This window comes from Pseudomonas putida (assembly GCF_009883635.2).
Lineage (GTDB): Bacteria > Pseudomonadota > Gammaproteobacteria > Pseudomonadales > Pseudomonadaceae > Aquipseudomonas > Aquipseudomonas putida_W.
The window spans coordinates 1,247,888-1,268,699 of sequence record NZ_CP026115.2; the positions used below are offsets into that span (position 1 = coordinate 1,247,888).

The 20,812-nt window shown below is 62.5% G+C and carries 16 protein-coding genes; all 16 read right to left on the minus strand.

The annotated features are described in order from the left end of the window. Positions 1–57: 57 nt before the first annotated feature. On the minus strand, positions 58–1,347 hold the full coding sequence (eno, locus tag C2H86_RS05705) for a phosphopyruvate hydratase (RefSeq protein ID WP_054885360.1): 1,290 nt from the start codon (positions 1,345–1,347) through the stop codon (positions 58–60). Between the two features lie 200 nt (positions 1,348–1,547). Then, positions 1,548–3,176, minus strand: a complete 1,629-nt coding sequence (locus tag C2H86_RS05710; protein ID WP_079229451.1) for a CTP synthase — start codon at positions 3,174–3,176, stop codon at positions 1,548–1,550. Between the two features lie 269 nt (positions 3,177–3,445). After that, the gene (gene tilS / locus C2H86_RS05715) at positions 3,446–4,729 is read right to left on the minus strand and encodes a tRNA lysidine(34) synthetase TilS (RefSeq protein WP_159411774.1); all 1,284 of its coding nucleotides are present in this window, start codon (positions 4,727–4,729) and stop codon (positions 3,446–3,448) included. Between the two features lie 145 nt (positions 4,730–4,874). Further along, positions 4,875–5,822, minus strand: a complete 948-nt coding sequence (gene accA, locus C2H86_RS05720) for an acetyl-CoA carboxylase carboxyl transferase subunit alpha (protein ID WP_103445323.1) — start codon at positions 5,820–5,822, stop codon at positions 4,875–4,877. A gap of 105 nt (positions 5,823–5,927) precedes the next feature. Continuing rightward, positions 5,928–9,452, minus strand: coding sequence for a DNA polymerase III subunit alpha (gene dnaE, locus C2H86_RS05725; protein ID WP_159411775.1), 3,525 nt, complete (start codon positions 9,450–9,452; stop codon positions 5,928–5,930). Between the two features lie 89 nt (positions 9,453–9,541). Beyond that, positions 9,542–10,165: a ribonuclease HII gene (gene rnhB / locus C2H86_RS05730; RefSeq protein ID WP_159411776.1), complete on the minus strand. Its 624-nt coding sequence runs from the start codon at positions 10,163–10,165 to the stop codon at positions 9,542–9,544. Position 10,166: 1 nt separating this feature from the next. After that, positions 10,167–11,294, minus strand: coding sequence for a lipid-A-disaccharide synthase (gene lpxB, locus C2H86_RS05735; protein ID WP_159411777.1), 1,128 nt, complete (start codon positions 11,292–11,294; stop codon positions 10,167–10,169). Position 11,295: 1 nt separating this feature from the next. Continuing rightward, the gene (lpxA, locus tag C2H86_RS05740; protein WP_159411778.1) at positions 11,296–12,072 is read right to left on the minus strand and encodes an acyl-ACP--UDP-N-acetylglucosamine O-acyltransferase; all 777 of its coding nucleotides are present in this window, start codon (positions 12,070–12,072) and stop codon (positions 11,296–11,298) included. Next, positions 12,069–12,509 carry a 3-hydroxyacyl-ACP dehydratase FabZ gene (gene fabZ / locus C2H86_RS05745; RefSeq protein ID WP_003252314.1) on the minus strand — a complete coding sequence of 147 codons (441 nt, stop codon included), beginning with the start codon at positions 12,507–12,509 and terminating at the stop codon, positions 12,069–12,071. The genes lpxA and fabZ overlap by 4 nt, the downstream gene beginning before the upstream one ends. Positions 12,510–12,622: 113 nt before the next feature. Beyond that, positions 12,623–13,678 (minus strand): UDP-3-O-(3-hydroxymyristoyl)glucosamine N-acyltransferase, encoded by a 1,056-nt coding sequence (gene lpxD / locus C2H86_RS05750; protein WP_159411779.1) that lies wholly within the window; start codon positions 13,676–13,678, stop codon positions 12,623–12,625. Position 13,679: 1 nt separating this feature from the next. Next, entirely contained in the window at positions 13,680–14,183 is a 504-nt protein-coding gene (locus C2H86_RS05755; protein WP_003252311.1) for an OmpH family outer membrane protein, read from the minus strand. Between the two features lie 44 nt (positions 14,184–14,227). Continuing rightward, positions 14,228–16,573 carry an outer membrane protein assembly factor BamA gene (gene bamA, locus C2H86_RS05760; RefSeq protein WP_159411780.1) on the minus strand — a complete coding sequence of 782 codons (2,346 nt, stop codon included), beginning with the start codon at positions 16,571–16,573 and terminating at the stop codon, positions 14,228–14,230. 74 nt (positions 16,574–16,647) lie between these two features. After that, positions 16,648–18,000, minus strand: coding sequence for a sigma E protease regulator RseP (rseP, locus tag C2H86_RS05765; RefSeq protein WP_159411781.1), 1,353 nt, complete (start codon positions 17,998–18,000; stop codon positions 16,648–16,650). Positions 18,001–18,048: 48 nt separating this feature from the next. Beyond that, positions 18,049–19,239 carry a 1-deoxy-D-xylulose-5-phosphate reductoisomerase gene (gene ispC / locus C2H86_RS05770; protein ID WP_159411782.1) on the minus strand — a complete coding sequence of 397 codons (1,191 nt, stop codon included), beginning with the start codon at positions 19,237–19,239 and terminating at the stop codon, positions 18,049–18,051. Further along, a complete protein-coding gene (locus C2H86_RS05775) occupies positions 19,236–20,051 on the minus strand; it encodes a phosphatidate cytidylyltransferase (RefSeq protein WP_159411783.1) in 816 nt (271 codons plus the stop codon). The genes ispC and C2H86_RS05775 overlap by 4 nt, the downstream gene beginning before the upstream one ends. Continuing rightward, entirely contained in the window at positions 20,051–20,806 is a 756-nt protein-coding gene (uppS, locus tag C2H86_RS05780; protein ID WP_027920033.1) for a polyprenyl diphosphate synthase, read from the minus strand. Before uppS ends, C2H86_RS05775 begins: the two co-directional genes overlap by 1 nt. Between the last annotated feature and the right edge of the window lie 6 nt (positions 20,807–20,812).

Consider the following 20,812-nt stretch of genomic DNA (forward strand, 5'->3'; position numbering starts at 1 on the left):
AACATTCATTACAAAAGTTCTGACAGCCTCGGCTGCTGTCTTTTTACCATCTCTTGCTTAGCCGCGAAACTCGGCACGACCACGGTAAACCGCTTTGGCGCCCAGTTGCTCTTCGATGCGCAGCAGCTGGTTGTACTTCGAGACGCGGTCGGAGCGGCACAGCGAGCCAGTCTTGATCTGGCCAGCAGCGGTACCCACGGCCAGGTCGGCAATGGTCGAGTCTTCGGTTTCACCGGAACGGTGCGAGATCACTGCGGTGTAGCCGGCAGCCTTGGCCATCTGGATGGCTTCCAGGGTTTCGGTCAGCGAGCCGATCTGGTTGAACTTGATCAGGATCGAGTTACCGATGCCCTTCTCGATGCCTTCCTTGAGGATCTTGGTGTTGGTCACGAACAGGTCGTCACCGACCAGCTGTACCTTGGCACCGATCTTGTCGGTCAGGATCTTCCAGCCAGCCCAGTCGGACTCGTCCAGGCCGTCTTCGATCGAGATGATCGGGAAGCGCTCGGTCAGGCCTTTCAGGTACTCGGCGAAACCTTCGGCGTCGAACGACTTGCCTTCACCGGACAGGTTGTACTTGCCGTCTTCGTAGAATTCGGAAGCTGCGCAGTCCAGGGCCAGGGTCACGTCGGTGCCCAGCTTGTAGCCGGCTTTCTCGACGGCTTCGGCGATGGCAGCCAGTGCGTCTTCGTTGGAAGCCAGGTTAGGGGCGAAACCACCCTCGTCACCTACGGCGGTGTTCAGGCCACGGGCCTTAAGCACGGCTTTGAGGTGGTGGAAGATTTCGGTGCCCATGCGCAGGCCGTCGGAGAAGGTCTTGGCACCAACCGGCTGAACCATGAACTCCTGGATGTCGACGTTGTTGTCGGCGTGCTCGCCACCGTTGATGATGTTCATCATCGGAACCGGCATCGAGTACTGGCCCGGGGTGCCGTTCAGGTTGGCGATGTGCGCGTACAGCGGCAGGTCCTGATCCTGTGCAGCGGCCTTGGCGGCAGCCAGGGACACGGCGAGGATGGCGTTGGCGCCCAGCTTGGCCTTGTTCTCGGTACCGTCCAGTTCGATCATGGCGCGGTCCAGGGCCTTCTGGTCGGAAGGATCCTTGCCCAGCAGCAGGTCACGGATCGGGCCGTTGATGTTGGCGACGGCCTTCAGCACGCCCTTGCCCAGGTAACGGCTCTTGTCGCCATCACGCAGCTCCAGCGCTTCGCGCGAGCCGGTGGAAGCACCGGACGGCGCGCAAGCGCTGCCGATGATGCCGTTGTCGAGCAGTACATCGGCTTCCACGGTGGGGTTGCCACGCGAATCGAGAACTTCACGACCTTTGATGTCGACGATTTTTGCCATTGTTGTAAGCACTCCAGAATTGACGAAAACAACGCAACTTTAGGGAATTCTTGCCTTGCACCAGGCGGGGACGCAGCAGGCAGGCCTGGCAGAAGCGACCCCTGACCGAGCGGTCAGGGGTAGATCGGGGCGTACTTTACCCGAGAAATGAGCCTTGCGCGGCTTTAACCGTCGGAAAACTCATCAAAGACCTGAAAAAATCAGGCCTTGTTCTTCTGGGCCAGGGCCGCCTTGACGAAGCCGCTGAACAGCGGGTGCCCGTCACGCGGGGTGGAGGTGAACTCCGGGTGGAACTGGCAGGCAACGAACCATGGGTGGTCCTTGGCCTCGACCACTTCGACCAGCGCGCCGTCTTCGGAACGACCGGAAACCACCAGGCCGCCATCGACCAGTTGTGGCAACAGGTTGTTGTTGACCTCGTAACGGTGACGGTGACGCTCGGTGATGATGTCCTTGCCGTAGCAGTCGTGCACCTTGGAACCGGCAGCCAGTTGGCAGTCTTGCGCGCCCAGGCGCATGGTGCCGCCCAGGTCGGAGGCTTCGGTACGGGTCTCGACGGCACCGGTGGCATCGGCCCACTCGGTGATCAGGCCGACTACCGGGTGGCCGCTGTTGCGGTCGAACTCGGTGGAGTTGGCGTCTTTCCAGCCCATCACGTTACGGGCGAACTCGATCACGGCCACCTGCATACCCAGGCAGATGCCCAGGTACGGGACCTTGTTTTCACGGGCGTACTGCACCGCGGTGATCTTGCCTTCAACGCCGCGCAGGCCGAAACCACCCGGTACCAGGATGGCGTCTGCGCCTTCCAGCAGGCTGGTGCCCTGGTTCTCGATGTCTTCGGAATCGATGTAGCGCAGGTTGACCTTGGTGCGGTTGGTGATGCCGGCGTGGCTCATCGCTTCGATCAGCGACTTGTACGCATCCAGCAGCTCCATGTACTTGCCGACCATGGCGATGGTGACTTCCTGCTCAGGGTTGAGCTTGGCATCGACCACCTTGTCCCACTCGGACAGGTCGGCGCTGTTGCACTGCAGGCCAAAACGCTCGACGACGAAGTCGTCCAGGCCCTGGGCGTGCAATACACCTGGGATCTTGTAGATGGTGTCGACGTCTTCCAGCGAAATCACCGCGCGCTCTTCGACGTTGGTGAACAGCGCGATCTTGCGGCGCGACGAGGCGTCGACCGGGTGGTCGGAACGGCAGATCAGCACGTCAGGCTGCAGGCCGATGGAGCGCAGCTCCTTGACCGAGTGTTGGGTCGGCTTGGTCTTGGTCTCGCCAGCGGTGGCGATGTACGGGACCAGGGTCAGGTGCATCAGCATGGCGCGCTTGGAGCCCACTTCGACACGCAGCTGGCGAATCGCCTCGAGGAACGGCTGCGACTCGATGTCACCCACGGTACCGCCGATTTCCACCAGGGCCACGTCGGCATCGCCGGCGCCCTTGATGATGCGACGCTTGATCTCGTCGGTGATGTGCGGGATGACCTGGATGGTCGCGCCCAGGTAATCACCACGGCGTTCTTTACGCAGCACGTGCTCGTAGATACGGCCGGTGGTGAAGTTGTTGTTCTGGGTCATGGTCGTGCGGATGAACCGCTCGTAGTGGCCCAGGTCGAGGTCGGTCTCGGCGCCATCGTGGGTGACGAACACTTCACCATGCTGGAACGGGCTCATGGTGCCCGGATCGACGTTGATGTACGGATCCAGCTTGAGCATGGTGACCTTCAGGCCCCGCGCTTCCAGGATGGCCGCCAGGGAAGCCGAGGCAATGCCTTTCCCCAATGAAGAAACAACACCGCCCGTGACGAATATGTAGCGCGTCATGAAAAACCCTAGAAGTCTGCGTTAAGGCGGCCAGCGCCGCCGGAGAAAGCGAAGGAAGGCCGAAGCCCCCGATCACCTGCGTCAATCACAGTGCATCTCGAAAAACTGCCGCGTCTGTACAGACCAGGGGTATCCCCGGCATGGAGCTCGCTCGTCATTTCCAGAATCAGCCCAGCAAAAAACTGCTTGGTAATCGGCAACTGCTGTGTTTCCGGGGAAGCCACAGAAGTTGTATCAAGAAGGGAGGGTAGTCTACCGGAATGTACCCTTCAGCTCAAACCTTGCGCGTTCGTCGGCAGCTGCCAGTGAAGCTGGCAATCGGCCTGCGCCAGCGAAGGCAGATTGGCCACCGCCAGCAGGCGCTCGCCGCAATACAGCAACGGCAGGCGCGGACGCACGAAGTGCGGGACCTGCAGCTCGTTGAGCAGGCGCTTGAGGTCGCGTCGGCCGCGGCCGGGGATGTCCAGCACCTCGCCGCCCTGGCGGTAGGCGACATGCAGGCCATCCATCGGCCGAGTGCAAACAAGACGCACGTTGCCGTTACCCGGCAATGCCAGTGCAACCCCAGGATCGCCCCAGGCCAACGGGCCGGCGGGTTGTTGCAGCCAGTCGCCACTCAACCACCAGATACGCCCGTGACTGCGCACCAGCTGACCATCGGCAAGGCGCCATATCGGTTGCGCATCCCCTGCCGCATCGCGCAGGTCCGCCCAGCCGGCCCAATGACGGGTATCGGGCAAACGGGCGCGGCGGCTGAGCCAATACTGCAGGGCGTTGCGCTGACGCGCGGGCGACAACTCGCCGAGTACGGTCAGGTCGAGCGAGTCCAGCCCCGCCCAGACAGGTGAAGCGCCCTCCACGGCATGAGCCAGGTCACTTTGTGCCAGCTCATCGAGCAGGCCGAGCGCCTCGCCAAGGTGTTCCGCACAGCGGGCAAAATTCTGGCTGGCCTGCGGCCAGCGCTGCTGCAACACCGGGAACACTTCGCCGCGCAGGTAGTTGCGGGCAAAGGACGTGTCGCTGTTCGAGGGGTCTTCGATCCAGCTCAGGATGTGGGCCTGGGCATAGTCATGCAGCCGTTGCCGGGAAACATCCAGCAATGGTCTGACCAGGGTGCCCTGCCCTAATGGCCGTTGCCAAGGCATCGCCGCCAGACCGCGCAGGCCGGCGCCGCGCAGCAGGCGGAAGAGCAAGGTTTCGGCCTGGTCGTCGCGGTGCTGGGCGGTGAACAGGACGTCGCCTGGGCCGAGCACGCGCCTGAAGGCGGCATAGCGGGCATCGCGGGCGGCCTGCTCGAGGCTGGCGCCGTGGGTGACCTGGACGTGGATGACCTGGAGTTCGATGCCGAGCTGGTCGCAGATCGACTGGCAGTGGGCAGGCCACGCGTCGGCGGCGGATTGCAGGCCGTGGTGGATATGCAGGGCACGCAGCGGAGGTGATGCAGGGTTGCGGGCGTGGTTGGCCAGCAGGTGCAGGAGGACGGTGGAATCGAGGCCGCCAGAGAAGCCGATGTACCAGGCGGGGGCGTTGAGCCAGGGGGTGAGGTTGATCATCTGGGCCTCACTTGGCTTGAGATTGCCGGGGGTGCTTTGCACCCCATTCGCGGGTCAAGCCCGCTCCCACAAGGATCAGCATCAGCGCGGACGATGTGGGAGCGGGCTTGCCCCGCGAATGGGCCGCAGAGCGGCCCCGGATCAATCAGAGACCGTAGCTCATCAGGCGGTCGTAACGACGGGCCAGCAGCGCGTCATTGTCGAGCTTGCCGAGCATGTCCAGTTGCTGCACCAGGTCGGCGCGAATGCTTTCGGACATCTTCGCCGGGTCACGGTGGGCGCCGCCCAGCGGCTCCTGGATAACCTTGTCGACAATGTTCAGGCTCTTCAGGCGCTCAGCGGTGATGCCCATGGCTTCAGCGGCGTCGGCCGCCTTGTCGGCGGTCTTCCACAGGATCGAGGCGCAACCTTCCGGCGAAATCACCGAGTAGGTGGAGTACTGCAGCATGTTCAGCTGGTCGCACACGCCAATGGCCAGTGCACCGCCGGAACCACCCTCACCAATCACGGTGGCGATGATCGGGGTCTTCAGGCGGGCCATGACGCGCAGGTTCCAGGCGATAGCCTCGCTCTGGTTGCGCTCTTCGGCGTCGATTCCCGGGTAGGCGCCCGGGGTGTCGATGAAGGTCAGGATCGGCATCTTGAAGCGCTCGGCCATTTCCATCAGGCGGCAGGCCTTGCGGTAGCCTTCAGGACGCGGCATGCCGAAGTTGCGGCGAACCTTCTCGCGCACTTCGCGGCCCTTCTGGTGGCCGATGACCATGACCGGCTTGCCGTCCAGGCGCGCAGTACCACCGACGATGGCGGCGTCGTCGGAGAAGTGGCGGTCACCGTGCAGCTCTTCGAACTCGGTGAAGATGTGGTCCAGGTAGTCCAGGGTGTATGGACGACGTGGATGACGGGCCAGGCGGGCGATCTGCCAGCTGGTCAGGTTGCCGAAGATGCTTTCGGTCAGGGTGTTGCTCTTGTCTTGCAGACGGGCAATTTCATCGCTGATGTTCAGCGAGTTGTCGTTGCCTACCAGGCGCAGGCCTTCGATCTTGGCTTGCAGGTCGGCAATCGGCTGTTCGAAATCGAGAAAATTCGGGTTCATAGTCATCCGTCTTGGGTCTACGGCCAGGCGGCCGGCCGGTTGATCCGTTTGGCGCCCTACCTTAAGGGATCAGGCGCATATAGGTCGAGATTAAATTTCGTCGATTCAACGATATTGCAGGAAGACGTTCTCACGCCCGAACTGGTCACGCAGTGCCTGAATCAGGCCATCGGCCGGGTCGATCTTCCACTGCTCGCCGAACTGCAACATGGCCTTGGCGTCGCTGCCGGTGTACTCCAGCGTGATCGGGCAAGCCCCGCGGTGACGGGTGATCAGCTCGCCCAGCCACTTCAGGCGGTCGCCCTTGAGCGCTTCGTGTGCCACTTTCAGGCGCAGGCTCTCGGCCAGTTTGGTGCGTGCGTCCTCCATGGTCATCACCTGCTTCACCCGCAGACGCAGGCCACCGGAGAAATCGTCGTTGCTGACCTCACCCTCGACCACCACCATGGCATCGGTCTGCAGCAAGGACTGTGCTGCCATGTAGGAATCGGCAAACAGCGAGGCTTCGATGCGCCCGGAACGGTCGTCCAGAGTCACGAAGCCCATCTTGTCGCCCTTCTTGTTCTTCATCACCCGCAGGGCAATGATCATCCCGGCGATGGTCTGGGTCTCGCGCGACGGCTTGAGGTCGATGATGCGCTGGCGGGCGAAACGGCGAATTTCGGTTTCGTACTCGTCGATCGGGTGACCGGTGAGATACAGGCCCAGGGTGTCCTTCTCGCCCTTCAGGCGCTCCTTGAGGGTCAGTTCGCGCACCTTGCGATGGTTGGCGTAAACGTCGACATCCGCCTCGTCGAACATGCCACCGAACAGGTCGACGTGACCACTGTCAGCCGTATGGGCCGCCTGCTCGGCGGCCTTGATGGCCTCGCCCAGGGCAGACAGCAAGGTCGCACGGTTGATGTCGATATTGGCCTGATAGGCCTTGATCTCATCATGGAAATGCGGGCCCAGGCGGTCCAGCGCACCGCTGCGGATCAATGCATCGAGGGTACGCTTGTTGACCCGCTTGAGGTCGATACGCTCGCAGAAGTCGAACAGGTCCTTGAACGGCCCGCCCTGGGCACGCGCCTCGACGATGGCCTCCACCGGGCCTTCGCCGACACCCTTGATCGCACCCAGGCCGTAGACGATGCGGCCGTCGTTGTTGACAGTGAACTTGAAGTCGGAGAAGTTCACGTCCGGCGCATCGAGGCGCAGCTTCATGCTGCGCACTTCCTCGACCAGCACCACCACCTTGTCGGTGTTGTGCATGTCCGCCGACAGCACCGCCGCCATGAACGGCGCCGGGTGGTGGGTCTTCAGCCAGGCGGTCTGGTACGACACCAGGCCATAGGCGGCGGAGTGGGATTTGTTGAAGCCGTAACCGGCGAACTTTTCTACCAGGTCGAAGATGTTACCGGCCAGATCCGCATCGATATTGTTGGCGACGCAACCTTCGATGAAACCACCGCGCTGCTTGGCCATCTCTTCGGGCTTTTTCTTACCCATGGCTCGACGCAGCATGTCGGCGCCACCAAGGGTGTAGCCCGCCATCACCTGGGCGATCTGCATCACCTGTTCCTGGTACAGGATGATGCCATAGGTCGGTGCCAGTACCGGCTTGAGGCCTTCGTACTGGTAGTCGGAGTGCGGGTAGGCCAGTTCGGCGCGGCCGTGCTTGCGGTTGATGAAGTCGTCCACCATGCCCGACTGCAGCGGGCCCGGCCGGAACAGTGCCACCAGTGCGATGAGGTCTTCCAGGCAGTCGGGCTTGAGCTTCTTGATCAGCTCTTTCATGCCGCGGGATTCGAGCTGGAACACCGCCGTGGTCTCGGCCTTCTGCAGCAGCTCGTAGGTCTTGCGGTCGTCCAGCGGGATGAAGTCGATGTTCAGGTCAGGCAGGTTCTGCTTGGCCTGCTCGCGGTTGATGATCTCCATCGCCCACTTGATGATGGTCAGGGTACGCAGGCCGAGGAAGTCGAACTTCACAAGGCCCGCAGCCTCGACGTCGTCCTTGTCGAACTGGGTCACCAGGCCGCCGCCCTCTTCGTCACAGGCGATCGGCGAGAAGTCGGTGAGCTTGGTCGGGGCGATTACCACACCACCGGCGTGCTTGCCGGTACCACGGGTGACACCTTCGAGCTTGAGCGCCATGTCCCAGATCTCGCGGGCATCCTCGTCGCCCTTGAGGAAGTCGCGCAGGATCTCTTCCTGCTCGTAGGCTTTCTCCAGGGTCATGCCCACTTCGAACGGGATCATCTTCGACAGGCGGTCGGCCAGGCCGTAGGACTTGCCCTGCACCCGCGCCACGTCGCGCACCACCGCCTTGGCGGCCATTGTGCCGAAGGTGATGATCTGGCTCACGGCGTTGCGGCCATAGGCTTCGGCCACGTAATCGATCACCCGGTCACGGCCGTCCATGCAGAAGTCGACGTCGAAGTCGGGCATGGAAATACGTTCAGGGTTGAGGAAGCGCTCGAACAGCAGGTCGTAGGCCAGCGGGTCGAGGTCGGTGATCTTCAGCACGTAGGCCACCAACGAGCCCGCACCCGAGCCCCGCCCCGGGCCCACCGGCACGTCGTTGTTCTTGGCCCACTTGATGAAGTCCATAACGATCAGGAAGTAACCGGGGAAGCCCATCTGGATGATGATGTCCAGTTCGAACTTCAGGCGGTCCAGGTAGACCTGGCGCTTCTCTTCGTAATTCGGCGTGGTCTCTTTCGGCCAGAGCACCGCCAGGCGCTCTTCCAGGCCTTCGTGGGAGACGTGGCGCAGGTAATCGTCGATGCCCATGCCGTTGGGCGTCGGGAAATCGGGCAGGAAGTATTTGCCCAATTGCACCTGGATGTTGCAACGCTTGGCAATCTCGACGGTGTTGGCAATGGCGTCGGGCAGGTCGCTGAACAACTCGGCCATTTCCTCGGCCGATTTCAGGTACTGCTGGTCGCTGTAGCCACGCGGGCGCCGCGGATCGTCGAGGGTCCAGCCCTCGCCGATGCAAACGCGGGTTTCGTGGGCGTCGAAGTCGGACTGCTTGATGAAGCGCACGTCGTTGGTGGCGACCAGTGGCGCGGCGAGCTGATCGGCCAGGGCCACGGCGGCGTGCACGTACTCTTCGTCGCCGGCGCGGTTGGTGCGCTGCACTTCGACGTAGAAGCGCTCCGGGAACATGCCCATCCAGTCGCGCAGCAAGGCTTCGGCTTCATCCTGGCGACCATTCATCAGGGCCATGCCGATATCGCCTTCTTTGCCTGCGGAGAGGGCAATCAGCCCTTCGCTGGCGGGGGCGATCCACTCACGCTGAAGGATCACCAGGCCATTGCGCTGGCCGTCGGTCCAGCCACGGGAGATCAACTCGGTGAGGTTGCGATAGCCCTTCGGGTCCATGGCCAGGAAACAAATGCGCGACAGCGGTGCTTCCGGGTCGGCGCCGGCCAGCCACAGGTCAGCACCGCAGATCGGCTTGATCCCGGCGCCCATGGCAGTCTTGTAGAACTTCACCAGCGAGCACATGTTGCTCTGGTCGGTGATCGCCACCGCCGGCATGTTCATCCCCGCCAGCGCCTTGGCCAGCGGCTTGATCCGCACCAGGCCGTCGACCAGCGAGAATTCGGAGTGGACGCGCAGGTGAACGAAGGGAACCGACATGGAAAGTCCTGTAGCAGTGCTGAACGACAAGGGCGGGATTGTAGCGCAATTGCTTAAAACATTTGGGGCCGCATAGCGGCCCCAGTTCATCAGATCAACGCGTCGGTGATGCCTTCGCGGGCTTCCCAGGCGGCCCGAACCGGGCCGAACGAGCGCCGGTGAATGGGCGTGGGGCCCAGGCGCGCAAGGGCTTCGAGGTGCACAGGCGTTGGATAGCCTTTATGCCCGCCAATCCCGTAGCCTGGGTAGATCAGCTCGAACGCACTCATTTCCCGGTCGCGGGTCACCTTGGCCAGGATCGAGGCGGCAGCGATTGCCGGCACCTGGCTATCGCCCTTGACCACCGGTGCAGCCGGCACCGCCAGTTTCGGGCAGCGGTTACCGTCGATCAGGGCCAACTTCGGCGTCACGTGCAGCCCTTCCACCGCTCGCTGCATGGCCAGCATGGTGGCCTGCAGGATGTTCAGCCGGTCGATTTCCTCGACTTCGGCGCGGGCGATGCAGAAGCTCAGGGCTTTTTCGCAGATCTCGTCGAACAGCGCCTCGCGCTTGGCTTCGGTGAGTTTCTTCGAGTCGTTCAGGCCCAGAATCGGCCGAGCTGGGTCGAGGATCACCGCCGCCGTGACCACCGCTCCGCACAGCGGGCCGCGGCCGACTTCGTCGACGCCGGCGACCAGGTCTTCGACCAGGTTGAAGTCCAGTCCAATCTGCATGTCAGCGGTCCTTGAGCAAGGCCAGCACCGCGTCGGCCGCCTGGTTGGAGGCGTCGCGGCGCAGGGTGCGGTGAATCTCGTCGAAGCGTTCGGTCTGCTGGGCGCCGTCGGTGACCAACGGCGCCAGGGTCTGTGCCAGGGCTTCGCTGGTGGCGGCATCCTGCAGCAACTCAGGCACCAGTTCACGCTGGGCCAGCAGGTTGGGCAACGACACGTAGGGGCTTTTCACCAGGCGCTTGAGAATCCAGTAGGTCAATGGTGCCAGGCGGTAGGCCACGACCATCGGGCGCTTGTACAGCAGCGCCTCCAGCGTGGCGGTGCCGGACGCGATCAGTACCGCGTCGCAGGCGGCCAGGGCTCGGTGCGACTGGCCATCAAGCAAGGTCAACGGCAGATCGCGGCCTTCGAGCATCTGCTCGACCTGGGCACGACGCGCTGCGTTGGCACACGGCAACACGAAACGCACGCCAGGCACCAGTTCGCGCAGGCGCTGGGCGGCGTCGAGGAACAGCGCCCCCAGGCGCCCGACCTCACCACCACGGCTACCCGGCATCAACGCCACTACTGGCCCATCAGCCAGGCCCAGTTCGTTACGCGCAGCCTGACGGTCTGCCGTCAACGGAATGGTATCGGCCAACGGGTGGCCGACAAACCGCACCGGCACACCCTGCTCTTCGTAGAAACGTGCTTCGAAGGGCAGCAGCGTGAGCATCAGGTCGCAACCTTCGCGGATCTTCAGCACGCGCTTCTGCCGCCACGCCCAGACCGACGGGCTGACGTAATGTACGGTCTTGATCCCGGCCTGACGCAGCTTCAGTTCGATATTAAGGGTGAAATCGGGGGCGTCGATGCCGATGAACACATCGGGTTTTTCATCGATCAGGGTCTGGATCAGTACCTTGCGTCGCTTGAGCAGCTCACGCAGGCGACCCAGCACTTCAACCAACCCCATGACCGCGAGGCGCTCCATGGGGAAGTATGACTGCAGGCCTTCGGCCTCCATCAATGGGCCACCCACACCGATGAAACGCACATCGGGATGGCGCGCCTTGAGGGCGCGCATCAGGCCGGAACCGAGAATATCGCCGCTGGCCTCACCCGCGACCAGGGCTACGCAAAGCTGCGCCATATCAGCGGGTAATGCCGCGGGCGGAATTCACGATCGACTGGCGGAACAGCTCGACCTGCTCGTGCTTGGCAGCCAGTTCGTCCAGTTCCTTGATCGCCTCTTCCACGGTCAGGCCCTGGCGGTAGACGATCTTGTAGGAACGACGCAGGGCATGGATGACCTCGTCGCTGAAACCACGGCGGCGCATGCCTTCGAAGTTCATGCTGCGGGCCTCGGCAGGGCTGCCGAATACCGTGACGAAGGCTGGCACGTCCTTGCCGATCGCCGTGCCCATGCCGGAAAACGCGTGGGCGCCGATGTGGCAGTACTGATGCACCAGGGTGAAACCGGACAGGATCGCCCAGTCGCCCACGTGCACATGCCCGGCCAGCGCTGTGTTGTTGACCAGGATGCAGTGGTTGCCAATGACGCTGTCGTGGCCGATGTGGGCATAGGCCATGATCAGGTTGTGATCACCCAGGGTGGTTTCCGCACGGTCCTGGACCGTACCACGGTGGATGGTCACACCTTCGCGGATCACGTTGTGATCGCCAATCACCAGGCGCGTCGGCTCACCCTTGTACTTGAGGTCAGGGGTGTCTTCACCAATCGAGGAAAATTGGTAGATACGGTTGTGCTTGCCAATCCGGGTCGGGCCCTTGAGCACCACGTGCGGGCCAATGACGGTGCCCTCGCCGATCTCGACGCCAGGGCCGACGATCGACCACGGGCCGACCTCGACACCATCGGCCAGCTTGGCCGACGGATCGATGATCGCCCGCGGATCAATCGAACTCATAGGGAGCGTTCCGCACAGGTGATCTCGGCCGAGCACACCGGCTTGCCGTCAACCAGGGCACGGCACTCGAACTTCCAGATCATGCTCTTGCGGCTGAGGAACTTGGCTTCCAGCACCAGCTGGTCGCCCGGCAGTACCGGCTGGCGGAAACGCAGCTTGTCGGAACCGACGAAGTAGTACAGGGTGCCATCGGCCGGCTTGGCATCGAGCATCTTGAAACCGAGAATGCCAGCCGCCTGGGCCATGGCTTCGATGATCAGGACGCCCGGCATGATCGGGTGCGCCGGGAAATGGCCATTGAAGAACGGCTCGTTGATGCTGACATTCTTGTAGGCACGAATGCTCTGGGCCTCGAAGTCCAGATCCGTCACGCGATCTACCAGCAGGAACGGGTAGCGGTGAGGCAGGTATTCGCGAATCTCGTTGATGTCCATCATTTCGGGGGGAAGCCTGTAATAAGAATAGGGAGCGCAGGTGCTGACCACACGCTCCTTTTGCAGTCCAAAGAGGAGCCAGCTAGCGACTGTTCACTCTTGCTCAGGAAATGGTATCAGCCTTCTGATGTCGGCTGGCCACCTGAGGTCACGGTATCGACACGTTTTTCCAGCTGCTGGAGCCGCTTGGCCATGTCATCGAGCTGGCGAATTCGCGCCGCGCTCTTGCGCCAGTCAGCCAGCGGCTGCATGGCCGTACCGGATGAATAGGAGCCTGGTTCGGTGATCGAACGGGTCACCATGGTCATCCCGGAGACGAATACGTTATCGCAGATATCGATATGCCCCACCAGACCCACGCCACCCGCCAGCATGCAATGCTTGCCGATGCGCGTACTGCCGGAGATCCCGACACAGGCGGCCATGGCCGTGTGATCGCCGATCTGCACGTTGTGGGCGATCTGGATCTGGTTGTCGAGCTTGACCCCGTCGCCGATCCGGGTATCGGAGAGCGCGCCACGGTCGACGGCAGTGTTGACGCCGATTTCCACGTCATCACCAAGGGTGACGCCGCCAATCTGGGCGATCTTGCGCCAGATGCCCTTCTCGTTGGCGAAGCCAAAGCCCTCACCGCCGATCACGGCGCCCGACTGTATGACCACACGCTTGCCGATGGTCACGTCGTGATACAGCGTGACCCGCGGTGCCAGCCAACCACCTTCACCGACAACGCAACGAGCACCGATGAAGCAATGTGCACCGATGCTGACGTTGGCGCCGATGCGCGCACCGCTTTCGATGACCGCAAACGGCCCGACACTGGCGCTGGCATCCACCTGAGCATCCTCTGCCACCACGGCGCTGGGATGAATACCCGCCACAGCCTTGGGTTTGGGGTCGAACAGGTGGGAGATGCGCGCATAAGCCAGGTACGGGTCAGCCACGATCAGGGCATTGCCGGCAAAGCCATCGGCGTCCGCAGCCTTGAGCAGCACCGCGGCGGCCTGGCAATTGTCCAGGTATTTGCGGTACTGCGGGTTGGCGAGAAAGCTCAATTGACCGGGGCCGGCCTCCTGCAAGGTGGCCAACCCGGTGATCTGCAGCGCCTCAGGGCCTTTGAGTGTGGCCCCGAGGGCCTCGGCCAGCTGGCCGAGCGTCATGGTCACGGTCATATCAACGCGCTTGGTTCATGCGCTCGATGACTTGGCGGGTGATGTCGTACTGAGGTTTGACATCGATGACCGCGCCGCGCTCGAGAACCAGGTCGTAACCGCCCTTCTTGATCACTTCCTCGACAGCGCCGTCCAGCTTCGGCTTGAGCTGCTTGAGCATGTCGCGGTCAGCAACGGCCTTGGCCTCGTTCAGCTCCTTGGACTGGAACTGGAAGTCACGGGCTTTCTGCTTGAATTCGAGCTCCAGGCGCTCACGCTCCTGCTGCTGCATCTTGTCGCCGCCCTTGATCAGGCGATCCTGGATGCCTTTGGCGCTGCTTTCCAGGCTTTTCAGCTTGGTCAGTTGCGGGCCGAACTTCTTCTCGGCATCGACCGCGTACTTCTTGGCGGCATCGGATTCGAGCAGGGCCATCTGATAGTTCAGCACGGCGACCTTCATTTCGGCGAAAGCCGGGGTGGCGACCAGCGCCGCGGCCACTACGGCCAGTTGAGCCAATTTACGCACGATGCACTCCTGGAAAAACCGTTGTCGTTAAGCAAGGGCCGACCTTAGAAGGTCTGGCCCAGAGAGAATTGGAACACCTGGGTATCAGCATCGTCCGGCTTCTTCACCGGCATTGCCAGGCTGAAGCTCAACGGGCCCAGAGCAGTAATCCAGGTCACGCCCAGGCCAACCGAACTGGCCATGCCCGAGAAGCCGACCTTTTCGCAATCCGGCTTGCTGCCACAGTTGGTGTCGAACACGTTACCCACATCCCAGAACACGGAGGTGCGCAGAGAACGCTGGTCCTTGACGAACGGCAGCGGGAACAGCAACTCGACACCACCTTGCACCAGCACGTTACCACCGAATGGCAGCGGATCCTGATCCGGGTCGATCTCGGTACCGTTCTTACCTGTACTCGGCGTACTACGTGGGCCCAGGCTGCTGTCTTTGAAGCCACGCACGGAGTTGAAGCCACCGGCGTAGTAGTTTTCATAGAACGGCAAGCCCGAAGTGCTGCCGTAGCCATCACCATAGCCCAGTTCGGTGTGCAGGCGCAGGGTGTAGTTGTTGGTGATCGGCTTGAACAGCTGGCCGCGGTAGTCGAGCTTGTAGAACGACAGGTCGCTGCCCGGAATGGTGCTCTCGAGCGTCAGGCTCTGGGAGTGACCACGGGTAGCCAGTACACCTTTGTTCAGCGTCGATTCGGACCAACCAATCGAGGCTTTGAAGTTGGTGAAGTTGTCGCCTTCCTTATCGAGGAAGTCGAAAATCTCGTCAACGGTGTAGCGACCGGTCTTGATCTTGTCCTTCTGCACGCTCAAACCGTAGGTCAGGCGAGAAGTTTCGCTGATCGGGTAACCCAGGCTGACACCAGCACCGTAGCTGTCAACCGCATAGCTGGCCACGTCGACATCGAGGTCGTCGTAGTCGGTGCTGCGGTAGAAGGCGTTGTAGCCCAGGCTCACGCCATCGGCAGTGAAGTAGGGATCAACGAAGCCGAAGTTGTAACGGGTCTGGTATTCCGAACGGGTCAAGCCGATGGACACCTTGTTACCGGTACCGAGGAAGTTGCTCTGGCTGATCGAACCGCCGAGGATCAGGCCCGCGCTCTGGGCGAAACCGACGCTGGCGGTGATCGAACCGGAGGCTTGCTCTTCGACACTGTAGTTGACGTCTACCTGGTCGTCGGTGCCTGGCACCGCCGGGGTCTCGACGTTGACTTCCTTGAAGAAGCCCAGGCGCTCGAGGCGGGTCTTGGACTGGTCGATCAGGTAGGTCGAAGCCCAGCCACCTTCCATCTGGCGCATTTCGCGGCGCAGCACTTCGTCTTCAGTCTTGGTGTTGCCGCGGTAGTTGATGCGGTTGACGTAGGCACGCTTGCCCGGGTCGACCACGAACATGATGTCGACGGTGTGGTCCTGGTCGTTCGGCTGCGGTACGCCGTTGACGTTGGCGAAGGTATAACCTTCGTTGCCCAGGCGACGGGTGATCAGCTCTGAGGTGGTGGTCATCACCTTGCGCGAGAACACCTGGCCCGGCTGCACCAGCAGCAGCGACTTGACCTGGTCTTCCGGCACCTTCAGGTCGCCCGACAGCTTCACGTCGCGAACGGTGTACTTCTCGCCTTCGTTGACGTTGACGGTGATGTAGACGTGCTTCTTGTCCGGGGTGATCGACACCTGGGTGGAAGCGATGTCCATGTTGATGTAGCCGCGGTCCAGGTAGTAGGAACGCAGGCGCTCCAGGTCACCGGAGAGTTTTTCGCGGGCGTACTTGTCGTCATTCTTGAAGAACGACAGCCAGTTGGTGGTCTTCAGCTCGAACAACTGCTGCAGTTCTTCATCGCTGAACACGGTGTTGCCAACGATGTTGATGTGCTGGATGGCGGCGACCGTGCCTTCGTTGATCTTGATCTTCAGGGCCACACGGTTGCGCGGTTGCGGCACCACTTCGGCATCGACCTCGGCCGAGTAGCGGCCCTGGGCCACGTACTGGCGCTGCAGCTCGTTGCGCACGCCTTCGAGGGTGGCACGCTGGAAGATCTCGCCTTCGGCCAGGCCCGACTGCTTCAGGCCCTTCATCAGGTCTTCGGTGCTGATCGCCTTGTTGCCTTCGATCTCGATGCTCGACACCGACGGGCGCTCGACCACGTTGATGATCAGGACATTGCCATCACGGTTCAGCTGGATGTCCTGGAAGAAGCCGGTCTTGAACAGCGAACGGGTGGAATCCACCAGGCGACGGTCGTCAGCCTGGTCGCCAACGTTGAGCGGCAAGGCGCCGAACACGCTGCCAGCGGATACCCGCTGCAGGCCGTTGACACGAATATCGGAGATAGTGAAGGACTCGGCGTGAACTTCAGCGATCATCAGTGCGGACATGACCGCAGTTAGCAGCAGACGTTTCATGAAGTCCTTTTATTCCAACTGGCAATAAACAACCCGCCGCATAAAGACGGCAGGTTCGCAATTGAGCGAAGCTTTTAAAGTCGACCCAGATCGTTGATCAGGGCGAGCAACATCACCCCTACGACCAAACTGATACCGATCTGGACCCCCCAACCTTGCACCCGATCCGACAGCGGACGACCGCGCGCCCACTCGACCAGGTAAAACAGCAAATGCCCCCCATCCAGTACTGGAATGGGCAGCAGGTTAAGAACCCCCAGGCTTATGCTCAGGTAGGCCAGGAAATTCAGGAAATCCCCCACGCCGGACTGGGCTGAAGCGCCCGCCACTTTAGCAATGGTTATCGGTCCGCTCAAGTTTTTTACCGAGAGCTCCCCGAACAGCATTTTCTTCAGCGACTCGAGGGTCAGGACACTCATGTTCCAGGTCCGCGAAAGGCCCTCGCCCACGGCATCCAGCGGACCATAACTGACTTCGCGGAGCATGCTGGCCGGCCATTCGGCGCCCTTCACACCCGCACCGAGGTAGCCCCCGACGGCTTTGCCTTCTCCTTTGTGAGCCAATGTGACCGGCACATCCAGGGCCGCGCCATCACGCTCGACACGCAGCACAACCTGGGCGTCCGGGCGGGCGCGAACACTGTCCACCACCTGCTGCCAATCACTCAGCGCAGCACCGTCGAGGGCGAGCAACTTGTCGCCAGCCTTCAGACCAGCGGCAGCGGCCGGGCCTTTCGGATCAATTTCGGCCAGCACCGGCGATACCGCCGGCCGCCATGGGCGCAGGCCCAGGGACTGAATAGGGTCCGGCTCGTCGGCGCCCTTGAGCCAATGGTCCAGTTTCACCTGCAGCTGGCGTTCGGCCGTGGCACCTTCATCGCGCACGCCCACCTGCAGCGTGCCACTCTCACCCAGGCGTCGAACTAACTGCAGATTGACAGCCGACCAACCGCTGGTCGCCTTGCCATCAATAGATACAATTTCCTGACCGGCGGCCAGGCCGGCAGACGCTGCCAGGCTCCCGGATTCGACCGCGCCGATCACCGGGCGGATCTGCTGGGTGCCGAGCATGGCCAGCAGCCAGAAGAAAACGATGGCCAGGAGGAAGTTAGCGATCGGGCCTGCGGCCACGATCGCGATGCGCTGGCGCACCGACTTGCGGTTGAACGACTGATGGGCAAGCGCCTGGGGAACATCGCCTTCGCGCTCGTCGAGCATCTTGACGTAGCCACCCAGCGGGATTGCCGCCACCACGAACTCAGTCCCCTGGCGGTCATGCCAGCGCAGCAGCGGCGTGCCGAAACCGACGGAGAAGCGCAGCACCTTGACCCCGCAGCGCCGGGCAACCCAGAAGTGGCCAAATTCGTGGAACGTGACCAATACACCCAGGGCCACCAGGGTGCCGACAATCATGTAGAGCGCAGTCATATCTATCTCCGAATGACGTTCAGCAGAACCCTGGAATAGCCACCGGCCTCAACGGCCGTGACGCCTCAGCCACTCACGGGCCAGCTCGCGGGCGCGCTGGTCGGCAGCGAACACGGCCTCCAGTGACGGCACCGCCACCACAGGTTCCTGATCAAGCACCTGTTCGATCATACCCGCGATCTCCGGGAAGCGGATACGCCGCTGGAGAAATGCCTCGACTGCGACCTCGTTGGCCGCATTGAGCACCGCGGGCGCACTGTTACCGGCTTCAGCCGCCTCGCGCGCCAGACGCAGGCAGGGAAAGCGCTGCTCGTCCGGCGCCTGGAAGTCCAGGCGGGCAATGGCGAACAGGTCCAGCGGGGCCACCCCGGAATCGATGCGTTCTGGCCAGGCCAGGGCGTTGGCGATCGGGGTGCGCATGTCCGGGTTGCCCAGCTGGGCCAGCACCGAACCATCGACGTAGTCGACCAGCGAATGGATCACGCTTTGCGGATGCACCACCACCTCGACCTTGGCCGGCGCCGCATCGAACAGCCAGCAGGCTTCGATCAGCTCCAGCCCCTTGTTCATCATGCTGGCCGAGTCCACCGAAATCTTCCGACCCATGGACCAGTTGGGATGGGCGCAGGCCTGCTCCGGCGTGACATCGACCAGGGCAGCCTGGGGCGTTTCGCGGAACGGCCCGCCCGAAGCGGTCAGCAGGATGCGGCGCACGCCGACCTGGCTCAGGCCACGGGCATAATCGCCCGGCAGGCACTGAAAGATCGCATTGTGCTCGCTGTCGATTGGCAGCAGCACGGCACCACTGCGCCGCACCGCATCCATGAACAGCGCCCCGGACATCACCAGCGCTTCCTTGTTGGCCAGCAACACCTTCTTGCCCGCCTCGACGGCGGCCAGGGTCGGGCGCAGGCCAGCGGCACCGACGATAGCCGCCATCACCGCATCCACTTCAGGGGCCGCCGCGACCTCGCAAAGGCCCGCCTCCCCAACCAGCACCTGCGCAGTACAGCCGGCGCCAAGCAGACCATCACGCAGGCGTGCAGCGGCTTCGTCATTGGGCACCACGGCATAGACCGGACGGTGCCGAACGCACAGGGCCAACAGTTCGTCGATACGCGAATAGCCGCTGAGCGCGAACACCTGGTAGCGCTCGGGGTGCCGCGCAATCACATCGAGGGTGCTGAGGCCGATCGAACCGGTCGCACCCAGGACAGTAATACGCTGCACGCTGCTCACATCACACCCCATTCGGCAGCCCACAGCAGCACGGCGAAGATCGGGATCGCCGCCGTCAGGCTGTCGATGCGATCCAGCACACCGCCATGGCCAGGCAGCAGGTTGCTGCTGTCCTTGATGCCGGCACGGCGCTTGAACATGCTCTCGGTCAGATCGCCGATCACCGACGACATGACCACCAGCGCAGCACCCAGCAGCCCCAGCAGAAGCTGACCGAAGCTCCAGTCACGGCTGATGCCCACCACCAGGGTAATCACCAGGCTGACCGCCAGGCCACCATAGACGCCTTCCCAGCTCTTGCCCGGGCTCACCTGCGGCGCCAGCTTGCGCTTGCCAAAGGCACGACCGGAGAAATAGGCGCCGATATCAGCCGCCCAGACCAGCACCATGACCGACAGGATCAGCCAGTTACCCAGCTGCCAGTGCTTGAGCAGGATCAACCCTTGCCAGGCCGGCAACAGGATCAGCAGGCCGATCAGCAGCTTGCAGGCCGCACTGGCCCAAAGCTCGCTGCTGCGTGGGTAGGTCAGCACCAGCCAGGTGGCCAGCGCCCACCAGATGACCGAAGCCCCGAGCACCCACGGTGCCAGGTCCGGCATGAGATGGAGCAGCATCAGCGCTCCGGCGACCACGGCGGCGTAGGCGATGCGCAAAGGCTGGGCCACAAGCCCGGCCAGACGCGCCCACTCCCAGGCACCGAGGGTCACCACGAAGCCGATGAACAGGGCGAAATCCCCGCCGTTGAGCAGGAAAAACCCACCCAGCGCGACCGGCAACAGGATCAGCGCAGTAATGATGCGTTGTTTAAGCATTAAGCACGAGCTCCAGCCTCGACCTGCTCGCTGGTCTTACCGAAGCGGCGCTGGCGCGAAGCGAAATCGGCCAGGGCTTTGCGCATGGCCTCGTGTTTGAAATCCGGCCAGTAGAGGTCGGAGAAGTACAGTTCGGCGTAGGCCAGCTGCCACAGCAGGAAGTTGCTGATGCGATGCTCGCCACCGGTACGGATGCACAGGTCGGGCAATGGCAGTTCGCCTGTGGCCAGGCAGGTCTGCAGCAGGCCTGGGGTGATGTCGTCCGGACGCAGGTGACCAGCCTGGACTTCACGTGCCAGGCGCTGGGCGGCCTGGGCGATATCCCACTGGCCACCGTAGTTGGCGGCGATCTGCAGGATGAAGCGGTTACTGCCCGCAGTCAGCGCCTCGGCTTCGCGCATGGCAGCCTGCAGCTCGGGATGGAAACGCGAACGGTCACCGATGATGCGCAGGCTGATGTTGTTCTCGTTGAGACGCCGAGCCTCACGGCGCAAGGCCGAGAAGAACAGCTCCATCAACGCACCGACCTCTTCGGCCGGGCGCTGCCAGTTTTCACTGGAGAACGCGAACAGGGTCAGCACTTCGACCCCGGACTCGGCACACACCTCAATGACTGCGCGCACCGCATCGACGCCGGCCTTATGCCCGGCAACGCCGGGCAACAGGCGCTTCTTCGCCCAGCGGTTGTTGCCATCCATGATGATCGCGACATGACGCGGCACCGAGGACGGTGCCGCCAACTTGGACTTTTCCATTAAAAA

What these genes read in the sequence shown, in the direction of transcription:
- eno (WP_054885360.1), bottom strand. Translation starts at nt 1,347, where the DNA reads ATGGCAAAAATCGTCGACATCAAAGGTCGTGAAGTTCTCGATTCGCGT.
- C2H86_RS05710 (WP_079229451.1), bottom strand. Translation starts at nt 3,176, where the DNA reads ATGACGCGCTACATATTCGTCACGGGCGGTGTTGTTTCTTCATTGGGG.
- tilS (WP_159411774.1), bottom strand. Translation starts at nt 4,729, where the DNA reads ATGATCAACCTCACCCCCTGGCTCAACGCCCCCGCCTGGTACATCGGC.
- accA (WP_103445323.1), bottom strand. Translation starts at nt 5,822, where the DNA reads ATGAACCCGAATTTTCTCGATTTCGAACAGCCGATTGCCGACCTGCAA.
- dnaE (WP_159411775.1), bottom strand. Translation starts at nt 9,452, where the DNA reads ATGTCGGTTCCCTTCGTTCACCTGCGCGTCCACTCCGAATTCTCGCTG.
- rnhB (WP_159411776.1), bottom strand. Translation starts at nt 10,165, where the DNA reads ATGCAGATTGGACTGGACTTCAACCTGGTCGAAGACCTGGTCGCCGGC.
- lpxB (WP_159411777.1), bottom strand. Translation starts at nt 11,294, where the DNA reads ATGGCGCAGCTTTGCGTAGCCCTGGTCGCGGGTGAGGCCAGCGGCGAT.
- lpxA (WP_159411778.1), bottom strand. Translation starts at nt 12,072, where the DNA reads ATGAGTTCGATTGATCCGCGGGCGATCATCGATCCGTCGGCCAAGCTG.
- fabZ (WP_003252314.1), bottom strand. Translation starts at nt 12,509, where the DNA reads ATGATGGACATCAACGAGATTCGCGAATACCTGCCTCACCGCTACCCG.
- lpxD (WP_159411779.1), bottom strand. Translation starts at nt 13,678, where the DNA reads ATGACCGTGACCATGACGCTCGGCCAGCTGGCCGAGGCCCTCGGGGCC.
- bamA (WP_159411780.1), bottom strand. Translation starts at nt 16,573, where the DNA reads ATGAAACGTCTGCTGCTAACTGCGGTCATGTCCGCACTGATGATCGCT.
- rseP (WP_159411781.1), bottom strand. Translation starts at nt 18,000, where the DNA reads ATGACTGCGCTCTACATGATTGTCGGCACCCTGGTGGCCCTGGGTGTA.
- C2H86_RS05775 (WP_159411783.1), bottom strand. Translation starts at nt 20,051, where the DNA reads ATGCTTAAACAACGCATCATTACTGCGCTGATCCTGTTGCCGGTCGCG.
- uppS (WP_027920033.1), bottom strand. Translation starts at nt 20,806, where the DNA reads ATGGAAAAGTCCAAGTTGGCGGCACCGTCCTCGGTGCCGCGTCATGTC.